Below are 10,918 nucleotides of genomic sequence, written 5' to 3'. Positions count from 1 at the left end.
AGGGAAGGGAAGGGGAGGGGAGGGGAGGGGAGGGGAGGGGGGGAAAGCCCCCCAGAGGGCCGTGGGGGGGGGAGGCTCCCTCTCGGGAGAGCCCTCCGCCGGGGAGAGCCCCCCCGCCGGGGAGAGCCCCCCGCCGGGGAGAGCCCCCCCCGCCGGGGGAGCCCGAGGGCCCAAAGCCCGAGGGACGAGAGGCCGAGTGGCGAGAGACCGAGGACTGAAAGGTCGAGGACCGAGAGGCCGAAGGACGCAAGGCCGCAAGCCCGCAAGGCGAAGCCCCGCAACTCAGAAGCGCGCGAACCCCCGCCGTGCCGCCTCGTCCGGCGTGCCGGCCATGTAGTCCAGTGCGCACCGGTCGACATCCAGGCCGATGGTGAGCAGGGTGCCCCACTGCTCGTGCTGCGGCTTTGCCGTGTCCGGCCGCATGCAGACGACGGCGTTCGGTCCGGCGTCGCCGCACAGTGCCTTCGCCCGCTTGGCGGGAGCGAGCCCCGACAGCGTCGAGCGGACCTGGCTCAGGTGGGCGAAGCGTTCCGCCGTCGACGAGTCCGCCGGGCCCGTGTCCCCGGCGCTGAGCCCGGCGTCGAGGAAGTGATTGGTGTGCAGCAGCCAGCCGTCCTCTCCGGCCGGTACCACTGCCAGCCCGGCCGGGGAGAGCTCGAGGCTCGCGGCGGGAGAGCTGCCGGAGACCACGGTGAGCGAGGTCGAGGCGCTCATCCGCGCTGTCGAGGCGAGCCCGATGGCCTGATCTAGGGTGTCCGCTTCGTCGAGGATGCGTCGGGCGATCGCGTGCACAGGGACTCCGCCGGCGTCGGAGTCGGTGGTGTGGAAAAGGATGTTGAAGTGCACGCCGAGGCCGGCGCTGTTGACGCCGATCTTGGCCGGAGCGCCGAACTCGGTGAAGAGCTTCACCGTGCGTCCCGTGCTCGGGGTCAGCTCGTGCAGCAGGGCGTCCGGTACGAGCGACTCGTGCCAGTCCCAGGTCTGTACCGTCTCCGGGGTGGCTCCCGCGGGCGCGAACACCGCCGTCGAGCACTCGCCCTCCTTGGCCGGCGGACAGGCGGCGAGGATTTCGGTACGGGCGCCGACGGCGGCCACCATCCAGCGCTCGATGCCGGCCGCGTCGGCGCAGGCGTCCGATTCCTCGGCCAGGTACGGCGCCCAGGCCCGTAGGGCCTCATGGCTGCGTTCGGCGATGTCGCGCGCCCGTTCCGCCGGGATGCCCAGTACGGCGAAGTGGTTCACGTACAACTCTGTGGCGCGCCGGAGCTGGGCGCCGAATCGGGTGCCGAGCAGGTACCCGCGTTCACGGGGATCCGTCGTCTCGGTCCTGAGGGTGTGCAGCTCCACGGGGATCCTTCCGGGCTCGGCGACTCGGGCGCCCAGTGACGTCGCTTCCGACGTCTGTATGTCTGTGCGGCGCGGATCACGCTAGGGAGGTAAAACGTTTTATACAATGTTGAGCAGCACATTGATTTTTGAACCCAGATCCAGATCCAGACCTCAGACTCAGGCGGCGCCATGGCAAGGACGCAGGGCATCACCATCAAGGACGTGGCTCGGCGGGCCGGCGTCTCCATCACCGCCGTTTCGCACGCCCTCAACGGCAAAGGCACGCTGAGCGCGGCCACGCGTGAGCACATCCGCACCGTCGCCGATGAGATGGGCTACGAGGCCGATGCGCTCGCCCGCGGCCTGCGGCGGTCCACCATGGGGGCGGTGGGGCTGGTACTCCGTTCCCTGGATGCCCTGGGGGACTACGCCCCGGCGGGGGTGGACGTCTTCGAGAGGTTCGTGGGTGTGGCGGCTTCGCAGGCGCTGGCCCGGGGGCTGAGTCTCATGCTGGTACCGGACCTGACGCGGACGCCGGTGCCGCCGCTGACGTTCTCCATGGACGGTTACATCGTCACTAACCCGCACCTGGACGACCCGGTCGTCGCCCTGTTGGAGAAGCGCGGCATCCCGTACGTCACCTATGGCCGGGTCCCCGGACGCCCGGATTTCCCGCACTGGGCCTCGGAGGACGACGCGGCCTCCGCGCGCCAGGTCCTGGCCCACCTGGAGACCGGGGGCGCGCGCACCATCGCCCTGGTACGCGGCACCGACCCGAACGCGTGGAACCACGAGCACCAGGACACCTATCTGGCCTGGTGCGCCGAACGGGGAACGTCGCCCCGGCTCTACGAACTGGCCGAACGGGCAGGCGTCGAGGGCGGCGTGGAGCTGGCCGACCGGATTGCTGACGACGGTATACCGGATGCGGTCTTCTGTCTTACGGGGCGGCATGCGGCTGGTGTGCAGCAGGGCCTCATGGCGCGTGGTGTCGGGGTGCCCGAGCGGACCATGGTGGTGGCCGGCTCGGACTCCGAGCACGCGCGCAACAGCCGCCCGGCCATCTCAGCGGTGGAACTGAATCCGGTCGAGAGCGTGGGCGCCCTGCTGGACATCCTCCAGGCTCTTGTCGCCGGTGCGGAAGCCCGCTCGCCGCGGCTGACCAGGGCCCGTCTCCGGCCGAGGGGGGCAACGCGACGGTAAGGGGCGGCGCGGACCCACTGTGCTGCGACAGAACCCCGTACAGCACCCCGTACTGCTGAAACAGCACTCCGCGCTGCCAGTACAGGAACAGCGGGCCCGTGGTGGTGAGTTGGCTTGTGTCGGGTTCTATCGCGCAGGCTCGATGTTCTGGTTGCTGTGGAAGAGGTTGTGCGGGTCGTAGGTGTGTTTTATCGCGGCGAGGCGGTCGTAGTGGTCGCGGTAGGTGGCCTTCACCCGGTCCTGGGGCTCGCCCGCGCCGATGAAGTTCACGTACGCGGCGCCCATGGAATGCGGATGCAGCGCCTCCCAGTAGTCGACGGTCCACTGCTTGATGGTCTCGGCATTGGCCGGGTCGGGGTCGATGCCGGCGATGACGCCGGACCAGACGGCGTCGCGGTAGCCCCACGCCGTGTCCTCGTGATTCACGCGGTGGGCGGCGGCGTCGACCGGATACAGGTGGAGGGTCGACAGATCGGTCGGGGTGGCCTCCGCGTACTTGGCGTGGACGTCGATGGAGTCGTCCGTGATCCGGTCGAACAAGTCGCCGCGCCAGTACCACTGCAGACCCTTCGGGATCAGCTCGTCGAACATGGTCTGCAGCGCGGGATAGGGCATCGGTGTCGCGAAGTGGAAGGCCGGCGGGGCGGGCTCCTGTACCGGCGCGAACGTCTCTTCCAGGCGGCCCAGGTCCCCTGTCCAGCACCACACCACGCCGCACATCTTGTGCCCGTGGATCTCTTCGGGGAACGGCGGCGCGGGCGGCACGATGAGCTCCGCGTAGAAGCCGTTCAGATCCTCGGTCGCCTGCGGCAGGAAGTCGCGGTACCACTGCAGTACGTCGCGGATGTGGTCCAGCGTCCATAGGGTGACCCCGACGCCCACGGTGTGCACCGGGTGCAGCCGGAAGGTGAAAGACGTGACGACGCCGAAGTTCCCGCCGCCACCGCGCAGTGCCCAGAACAGATCCGGATGATCCTTCTCGTTCGCGGTGACGAAGCTGCCGTCGGCGAGTACGACGTCGGCGGCCAGCAGGTTGTCCACCGTCAGGCCGTACTTGCGGGTGAGGTGGCCGTGCCCGCCGCCGAGGGTGAGGCCCCCGATGCCCGTCGTCGACATGATGCCGGCGGGGGTGGCGAGGCCGAAGCCGTGGGCGGCATGATCGAGGTCGCCGAGCAGCGTACCGCCGCCGACCTGGGCGGTCTTCGCGACGGGATCGACACGTACCCAGCGCATCGGTGACAGGTCGATGGTGACGCCGTCGTCCACCAGGGCCAGTCCGGGGCCGCTGTGTCCACCGCCCCGGACCGCGAGTTCGAGGTCGTGGTCGCGGATGAAGTCGACAGTATCCATGACGTCAGCGGCGTCCGTGCAGCGCACGATGGCGGCCGGCCGCCGGTCGATCGATGCGTTGTAGATCTTGCGGGACTCGTCGTACTCCGAGTCCTGGGGAGCGATGACCGGGCCGCGCAGTGCGGTCCGCATCCCTTCCAGAGTGGTGCCATCCATGATGTTCTCCTTGCAGCGCCGGGCGGCACGGTCCGCGATGCGCCGGTATACGATCCGCAGTCCACCGGGATACGGTCCGCAATCCGCCGGGCGTCTCCCCTGGCGGGGACGCCGGTGGCGGAGAGCGCGTGCCGTCCCCCGGCGCCGTCAGCGGTCAGAAGCACACAAAAGGCACCACAGGGCTTACATGAACAGCGTCCTCCCGGGGGAGGAAACGCGCAAATGCCACTGAGAGACTCGCAAATACCGCCGAGGGGCGATCCATCTCCACCGCCGAACCGGCAATCACCACCACCGAACCGGTAACCGCCACCGCCGTACCTGCCTTCGGCACCCCGCTGTACGTGACCGGTCCGGGCGCGCACCATGGAGGCATGGACGGCCGCGTCAGCGCCAGTGAATTCACTGCGGACCGCAGTGCGGATCCCAGTGCGGACCTCAGCGCGCCGGCCCGCCTGGCGGCTCCCACCGAGGGCATCAGTCTCGAGGAAGTCGCGCTCGCGGCCCGCAATCATGGGCTGCCGCTGGAGGCCCTTCGCTACGACCTCACCCCGCCGGGGCTGCATTACGTACTGGTGCACTACGACATCCCCGCAGCCGATCCCCGCACGTGGGAACTGACCGTGCGCGGCCGAGTACGTACCCCGCTGACCCTGGACATGGCCGCCCTGCGGTCCTTCCCGGCCGTCACCCAACGGGTGACGATGGAATGCGCCGGCAACGGCCGGGCCCGGCTCGCGCCACGGCCCGTGAGCCAGCCCTGGCTGGTCGAGGCGGTCGGCACCGCCGAGTGGACCGGGGTACCGCTGCGCACGCTGCTCGACAGGGCGGGCGTGGAGCCGGACGCGGTCGAGGCCGTGTTCACCGGCGCCGATCACGGCATCGAGCGCGGCGTGGAACAGGACTACCAGCGGAGCCTGCCACTGGCGGACGCGACCGGTACCGATCCGGAAGTGCTGGTGGCGTACGAGATGAACGGCGCGCCGCTGCCGCCGCAGCACGGCTGTCCGCTGCGACTGGTGGTCCCCGGCTGGTACGGCATGGCGCACGTGAAGTGGCTGCGGAAGATCACCCTCGTCGACAGCCCATTCACCGGATTCCAGCAGGAGGTGGCCTACCGCTACCGGCGGGAGGCCGAGGAACCCGGAGAGCCGGTCACCCGGATCGCGCCGCGGGCCCTGATGATCCCGCCTGGCTTCCCGGATTTCATGTCGCGCACCCGCGTCGTACGCCCCGGCTCCGTGCGCCTGGAGGGCCGGGCCTGGTCCGGCCGCGCCCCGCTTACCAAGATCGAGGTGAGCACGGACGACGGCCACTCCTGGCACGACGCCGCGCTCGCGCCGCCGGAAGGGCACGACTGGGCCTGGCGGTACTGGCAAGCGCCCTGGACGGCCACGCCCGGCCGCCACGTACTCAGCGTCCGCGCCACCGATGCCTCGGGACACACCCAGCCCGTCACCCAGCCCTGGAACCGCGGCGGCTTCGGCAACAATCTCGTCCAGCGGATTTCCGTATGGTGTCTACAGGATGGCCTCCGGGACGACGACTGAGTCCTCCGTCCGACGGGCGGCTGCGCTCCACCCGCTCCGCTCGCCCCGCCCGCTCCACGCCGCAGGCCGCCAGCAGGATCCCCGCGGCGAAGCAGGCCACGCTGATCACCGTGCCGATGCGCATACCGTCGACGAAATCCGGGGTCCGGGTGATCAGCGCGCCCAGCAGGGCCACGCCCACCGCGCTGCCGACCTGGCGGGCGGCGTTGAGTACGCCCGACGCCACGCCGGCCCGGTGGGCGGGGGCCGATTCGACGACCGCGGCGACCGCGGCCGGCATGGTGAACGCGGTGCCGAAGCCGATGACGGCCAGCGGCAGCACCAGTTCCGGGTAAGGCGTCGACCGGCCCGCCAACAGCAGCCCGACGAACCCCAACGCGCCGAGCCCCAGCCCCAGCAGCATCGGTGCCCGGGGCCCGGTGCGTGCCGTCATCCGGCCGCCGAGCGTGGAGGCGACGGCCGCCATGGCGGTCTGCGGCAGAAGCGCGAGTCCGGCCCAGAGGACCGGGTAGTGGCGGTACTGCTGGAAGTAGAAGCTGACGACGAACAACTGGCCGTAGAAGCCGATGTTCATGAAGAGGCCGACGGCCGTCGCGCTGGAGAAGGTCGCGTTGCGGAATAGCCCGAGCGGCAGCATTGGGTCCGCGGTGCGCTTCTCCACCAGGAGGAAGCCCGCGCCGCAGAGCACGAAGAGGGCCAGCGAGGAGAGGACGGCCGGATCCGTCCAGCCGGTGTGCCCCGCCTCGATGATGCCGAACGCCACCGCGACCAGCGTCAGGACGCCCAGGACCTGGGCCGGCAGGTCGAGTGCGGCGCCTCGCGCGGGCCTCGGTGCCACGACGTGACGGGCCGTCAGTACCAGCCCGAGGGCGCCGAACGGCAGGTTCACGTAGAACACCGCCCGCCAACCGAAGGCGGCTACCAGCAGGCCGCCCAGTACCGGCCCGGAAGCCGCGGCCAGTCCGCCGATACCGCCCCAGAGGCCGATCGCCCTGGCGCGGTCCTTCTTGTCGTCGTACGACGCGTGGATCAGCGCCAGCGACGTGGGTACGACGAGCGCCGCCGCCAGCCCCTGCAGCAGCCGCATCACAACGAGGAACCACAGGGACGGCGCGATGCCGCAGCCGGCCGATGCGACGACGAACAGCACCAGCCCGGCCTGGAACGCCGAGCGGCTGCCGAGTTTGTCGCCGATGGAGCCGGCGGACAGCAGCAGTCCGGCGAAGACGACGGTGTACCCGTCCGCCACCCACTGGACGCCGGTGAGGTCACCGCCGGAGCTGAATTCGTTCCCGATCGGGGGCAGCGCCACCGTGACGATCGTGGCGTCGAGCATGACCATGAAAAAGCCCATGCACAGGGCGATCAGCGGCAGTTTTGGCGGGCGCCCGGTCCCGGCCCCGGCCCGGGGCGCGGACTCTTGCACCTGTGGATCCCGCACGCGACATACCTCTCTCTGCTGTGCTCACCCAACGCCGGCCTTGCCGCGTCCGCTGCGTTAATTGACGATGCATCAGGTGCCTGGCTCCCCGTTGGCCCGCTCACCGTAACGTCGAAATCCTTCGGTCCCGGCCGAAGCGTGTGCCGCCCTCTTCGCCTGCTTCTCCTGGCGGTCGAGTGTCGATTGACATTGCTCGATGCCTCTGTTGGTCTCGTGCTGTGCGTAGACCGCCAGGTCTGGTCGCTTCCGGGCCTTGATGTACGAGGGGAAAGTCGAGCCGATGCGTGACCTTGCCGGGGACGCCAATTTCGTTGATCCCGCAGCGTTGATCGGCGACAAGACTCGGGCCCGCATTCTTCTCGCGCTGCTCGACAAGCGCGCACTTCCCATGTCCATGCTGGCCTCCGAGGCCGGTGTGGCCCTGTCCACGATGAGCGGCCATCTCGGCCGGCTTGTGGACGGCGGGATGCTCAGCGTTCAGACGCAAGGGCGGCACCGGTACTACAGCCTGGCCTCTCCCGAGGTCGCACGCGCCATGGAGTCCCTGGCCCGGCTGGCCCCGCCGTTCGAACCGAAGTCGTTGCGCTCCGGCACCCGCGCCCGGTCGTTGCGCATCGCCCGTACCTGTTACGACCACCTGGCCGGGCACCTCGGCGTGGGCGTCATGCGCGCGCTGATCGAGCGGGAGGCAGTCGTCGGCGGGGACGGCCGCCACGACCCGAACCGCGCCATACGGGACAAGCTCTCCTCCCGGGGCAAGGACCTCGAATACCGGATCACCCCGCGAGGCTGGGACATGCTGGCCGAGATCGGCGTGACGGCCCCGCAAAGCCGCAGGCCGGCCGTGCGTTACTGCGTGGACTGGACCGAGCAGTGCCACCACCTGTCGGGGGCCGTGGGCGCCGCGGTACTGGACGCCTGCGTCGACCGCGGCTGGCTGGAACGCTCACCCAACAGCCGTGCGCTGCGCATCCTCCCCGCCGGCGAAGAGGGCCTGCGCTCCTGGCTGGGCCTGGACACCAGGAGCTTCACCCGGGCCTGAGAGTCGTTCCGTGAGGGCGGTGGCGAGGGCCTCATGCGGGCGGTAGCGCCTTCACCGAGATCCCGAGTCGGAGTCGGTTACTGCCCGGGTATCGGGATAAGGCGGTAGCCGGAGGCGTCGGGTTGGACACGGCCGGCGGTGGGAGGCGGGAAGTGGCTGCCGAGGACGAGCGTGTCGGTGCCGGCGAGGGAGGCCAGCAGGTCGCGACGGGTCGCCACGGCACGGGCCGGGTCGATGTCGACGCAACTGCTCAGGTCGGGGCGGCTGAGCTGGACCGGATGGTGGATGCAGTCGCCGGTGATCAGCGCCGACTGTCCCGCGTCGGTCAGCCGGACGGCGACCTGGCCGGGGGTGTGCCCAGGGCTGGGTACGAGGGTCACGCCGGGGGCGATCTCCGCGCCCGCGGCGGGGACATCGATCGGGTCGAGCAGGCCGTGTTCACGCACCGGGTGGACGGAATCGCGGAACATCTGCTGCCGCGGGGCGTCCAGTTCGGCGGCTGACCAGTACGCCCATTCGTCGCCTGCCACCAGGTAACGCGCGCGGGGAAAGGTGGGGACCCACGCACCGTCGCGGTAATAAGTGTTCCAGCCGACGTGGTCGGTGTGCAGGTGGGTGAGGACGACCAGGTCGACGGACTCGGGCGGAAAGCCTGCCTGCTCGAGTCGGGCCAGATAGTCCGTACGGAGGTTATTCCAGGCAGGGTTGGCGCGCTCCTTGCCGTTGCCGATGCCGGTGTCGACGAGGATGCGCCGTCCGCCCGCCCGCACGGCGAAGGAGTGGCTGGCGAGGCGCAGGCCGTGGTCGGGGCGGGCGAAGTCCGGGCGCAGCCAGGCGGCTTCGGCGACCACGTCCGGGGTGGCGTCGGGGAGCAGCCAGGGGCCGGTCTCCGGCGGCAGTTCGGTTTCGTCGATGCGGTGGATGGTGATGTCGCCGATGGTCCAGGTGGCGGGAGCGGGGCTGGGGGTGCGGTCAGGCATGGGGGTCCTCGCGGGCGCGGAGTGGAGGCGAGTGGGTGAGCCGGGAAACTTAAAGCGCAGACGTTGCGTTAACGATAGAGGAGGCGAAGCCTTAAAGCAAATAGTTTGCGTTAGTGGTGGGTGGCGGCCTACCGTCGTCCTCACGACCACTCACGAAAGACGCGGATCAGCCCATGTCTCTGACTCCCCTTCCTCCTCTCCCTGGCCTTCCTCCCCTTCCGGGCCATACTCCGCAGAGCGCCGCGGCGGCGGCCGAGCGTGCCGGGGTTCCGCTGCGCGCTGACCGGCATCCGGTCGTCGCCGCCACCGCTGACCACATCCTGGCCGTGGTCAGCCGCCTCCGGGAGCTCGACCTGGCGGACATCTCGCCCGCCCCCTCCTACCGCGCCGACGAGCGGTGACCGTCGTGCAGCCCTACGAGCTTTCCCTTGCCGAGGCGGCCGACGCGATCGGCGACGGGCACCTGTCCCCGGTGGAGCTGACCGAATCCGTCCTGGCGCGCATCGAGGCGACCGAGCCGCTCGTGAACGCCTACGCGGCCGTCACGGCGGACTCGGCGCGCGAGCAGGCCGCCGCCGCGGAACGGGAGATCGCCGCCGGGCGGCGCCGTGGCCCGCTGCACGGCATTCCCATGGCCCTCAAGGACCTCATCGACACCGCGGGCGTGGTGACCGCGTCCGGTTCGGCCGTCCGCGCCGGCCGGATACCGGACCGGGACGCGGCCGTCACCGCGCGGCTGAAGCGGGCGGGCGCGGTGCTGCTGGGCAAGGCGCACACGCATGAGTTCGCCTATGGACTGACGACGCCGCAGACCCGCAATCCGTGGGCGCCGGACCGGGTGCCGGGAGGTTCCAGCGGCGGATCGGCGGCCGCGGTGGCGGCCGGGTCGGCGACGTTCGCGCTGGGGACGGACACGGGTGGCTCGATCCGGGTGCCCGCCGCGTTGACCGGCGCTGTCGGTCTGAAACCGACGTACGGACTGGTGCCGCGGGACGGGGTGGCGGCACTGTCCTGGTCGCTGGACCACGTCGGTCCGATCACGCGTACGGTGCGGGACGCCGGATTGGTACTGGAGGCCATCGCCGACCGCGGCGCGGACAGCCTCCCCGGATCCGAGTACGGGCACGGGCACGGAGGAGGCGGACACGGGCACGGAGGAGACGGGCGCGGACCCGGATACGGGATACCGCGAGGCGGTGGGCTGGACGGCGTCCGGGTGGGGGTTCCCTCCGACTACTTCTTCGACCGTGTCGACCCGCAGGTGGAAGCCGCCGTGCGGACCGCTCTGGACCGGATGGCCGACCTCGGGGCCCGCCTGGTGGACGTGAAGATCCCGCTGCACCGCTACGTCCAGGCGGTCCAGTGGGGACTGATGGTGCCCGAGGCGACCGCGTACCACGCCGAGCAACTGGGTCACGCGCCCGAGCTGTACGGAGACGACGTACGGGTGCTGCTGGAGGCGGGCGCGCTGCTGCCTGCGGTCGACCACATACGTGCCCAGCGGGCCCGCACGCTGATGCGGCGGGAATGGGAAGGGCTGTTGGGACAGGTGGACCTGATCGCGGCGCCGACCGTACCGGCGACCGCCGCGCAGGCCGGGCAGGAGGCGTTCGGCTGGCCGGACGGGACGACAGAGACGGTGGCCGACGCGTACGTACGGCTCTGCGCGCCCGCGAACATCACCGGGTTGCCTGCGCTGTCCCTGCCGGTGGGGTTCGACCTGCAGGGGTTGCCGATCGGTATGCAACTGATCGGTCGGCCGTACGGTGAGGCCGCGCTGCTGGGCGCGGCGGGTGCCTACGAGCAGGAATTCGGTCCCGCGCCGCGAGCAGCGGTGGACACCTGCCTTGTAGCAAAGAAGTAGCGT

The 10,918-nt window shown here is 70.5% G+C and carries 9 protein-coding genes; 5 read left to right on the top strand and 4 right to left on the bottom strand.

The window, feature by feature from the left end:
• Nucleotides 1–282: 282 nt before the first annotated feature.
• Nucleotides 283–1,347 carry a C45 family autoproteolytic acyltransferase/hydrolase gene (locus IG84_RS0123245; protein WP_031060529.1) on the bottom strand — a complete coding sequence of 355 codons (1,065 nt, stop codon included), beginning with the start codon at nucleotides 1,345–1,347 and terminating at the stop codon, nucleotides 283–285.
• A 171-nt stretch (nucleotides 1,348–1,518) separates the two neighbouring features.
• On the opposite strand from IG84_RS0123245, the gene IG84_RS0123240 reads away from it, so the two are divergent.
• Nucleotides 1,519–2,532, top strand: coding sequence for a LacI family DNA-binding transcriptional regulator (locus IG84_RS0123240; protein ID WP_031060528.1), 1,014 nt, complete (start codon nucleotides 1,519–1,521; stop codon nucleotides 2,530–2,532).
• Between the two features lie 126 nt (nucleotides 2,533–2,658).
• On the opposite strand, the gene IG84_RS0123235 is transcribed toward IG84_RS0123240, so the two are convergent.
• Nucleotides 2,659–4,038 carry an FAD-binding oxidoreductase gene (locus tag IG84_RS0123235; protein WP_031060527.1) on the bottom strand — a complete coding sequence of 460 codons (1,380 nt, stop codon included), beginning with the start codon at nucleotides 4,036–4,038 and terminating at the stop codon, nucleotides 2,659–2,661.
• A 374-nt stretch (nucleotides 4,039–4,412) separates the two neighbouring features.
• Here IG84_RS0123235 and IG84_RS0123230 point away from each other — a divergent pair, with 374 nt between their 5' ends.
• Nucleotides 4,413–5,588 (top strand): sulfite oxidase, encoded by a 1,176-nt coding sequence (locus tag IG84_RS0123230; RefSeq protein ID WP_051862281.1) that lies wholly within the window; start codon nucleotides 4,413–4,415, stop codon nucleotides 5,586–5,588.
• On the opposite strand, the gene IG84_RS0123225 is transcribed toward IG84_RS0123230, so the two are convergent.
• A complete protein-coding gene (locus tag IG84_RS0123225) occupies nucleotides 5,494–7,014 on the bottom strand; it encodes an MFS transporter (RefSeq protein WP_281179367.1) in 1,521 nt (506 codons plus the stop codon). The genes IG84_RS0123230 and IG84_RS0123225 overlap by 95 nt on opposite strands.
• 295 nt (nucleotides 7,015–7,309) lie before the next feature.
• On the opposite strand from IG84_RS0123225, the gene IG84_RS0123220 reads away from it, so the two are divergent.
• Nucleotides 7,310–8,071: an ArsR/SmtB family transcription factor gene (locus tag IG84_RS0123220; protein WP_031060521.1), complete on the top strand. Its 762-nt coding sequence runs from the start codon at nucleotides 7,310–7,312 to the stop codon at nucleotides 8,069–8,071.
• 77 nt (nucleotides 8,072–8,148) lie between these two features.
• On the opposite strand, the gene IG84_RS0123215 is transcribed toward IG84_RS0123220, so the two are convergent.
• A complete protein-coding gene (locus tag IG84_RS0123215; protein ID WP_031060519.1) occupies nucleotides 8,149–9,051 on the bottom strand; it encodes an MBL fold metallo-hydrolase in 903 nt (300 codons plus the stop codon).
• 173 nt (nucleotides 9,052–9,224) lie between these two features.
• Here IG84_RS0123215 and IG84_RS0123210 point away from each other — a divergent pair, with 173 nt between their 5' ends.
• A complete protein-coding gene (locus tag IG84_RS0123210) occupies nucleotides 9,225–9,452 on the top strand; it encodes a hypothetical protein (protein ID WP_051862280.1) in 228 nt (75 codons plus the stop codon).
• 5 nt (nucleotides 9,453–9,457) lie between these two features.
• Nucleotides 9,458–10,915, top strand: a complete 1,458-nt coding sequence (locus IG84_RS0123205) for an amidase (RefSeq protein WP_051862297.1) — start codon at nucleotides 9,458–9,460, stop codon at nucleotides 10,913–10,915.
• The last annotated feature ends 3 nt before the right edge of the window (nucleotides 10,916–10,918 follow it).

The organism is Streptomyces ochraceiscleroticus, assembly GCF_000720485.1.
Classification (GTDB): Bacteria; Actinomycetota; Actinomycetes; order Streptomycetales; family Streptomycetaceae; genus Streptomyces; species Streptomyces ochraceiscleroticus.
The sequence above is the reverse complement of the archived record's forward strand: the minus strand, read 5'-3'. Positions and strand labels throughout refer to the sequence as shown.

Coding starts and splice junctions, on each gene's coding strand:
- IG84_RS0123240 (WP_031060528.1), top strand. CDS start 1,519: ATGGCAAGGACGCAGGGCATCACCATCAAGGACGTGGCTCGGCGGGCC.
- IG84_RS0123235 (WP_031060527.1), bottom strand. CDS start 4,038: ATGGATGGCACCACTCTGGAAGGGATGCGGACCGCACTGCGCGGCCCG.
- IG84_RS0123230 (WP_051862281.1), top strand. CDS start 4,413: ATGGACGGCCGCGTCAGCGCCAGTGAATTCACTGCGGACCGCAGTGCG.
- IG84_RS0123220 (WP_031060521.1), top strand. CDS start 7,310: ATGCGTGACCTTGCCGGGGACGCCAATTTCGTTGATCCCGCAGCGTTG.
- IG84_RS0123215 (WP_031060519.1), bottom strand. CDS start 9,051: ATGCCTGACCGCACCCCCAGCCCCGCTCCCGCCACCTGGACCATCGGC.
- IG84_RS0123210 (WP_051862280.1), top strand. CDS start 9,225: ATGTCTCTGACTCCCCTTCCTCCTCTCCCTGGCCTTCCTCCCCTTCCG.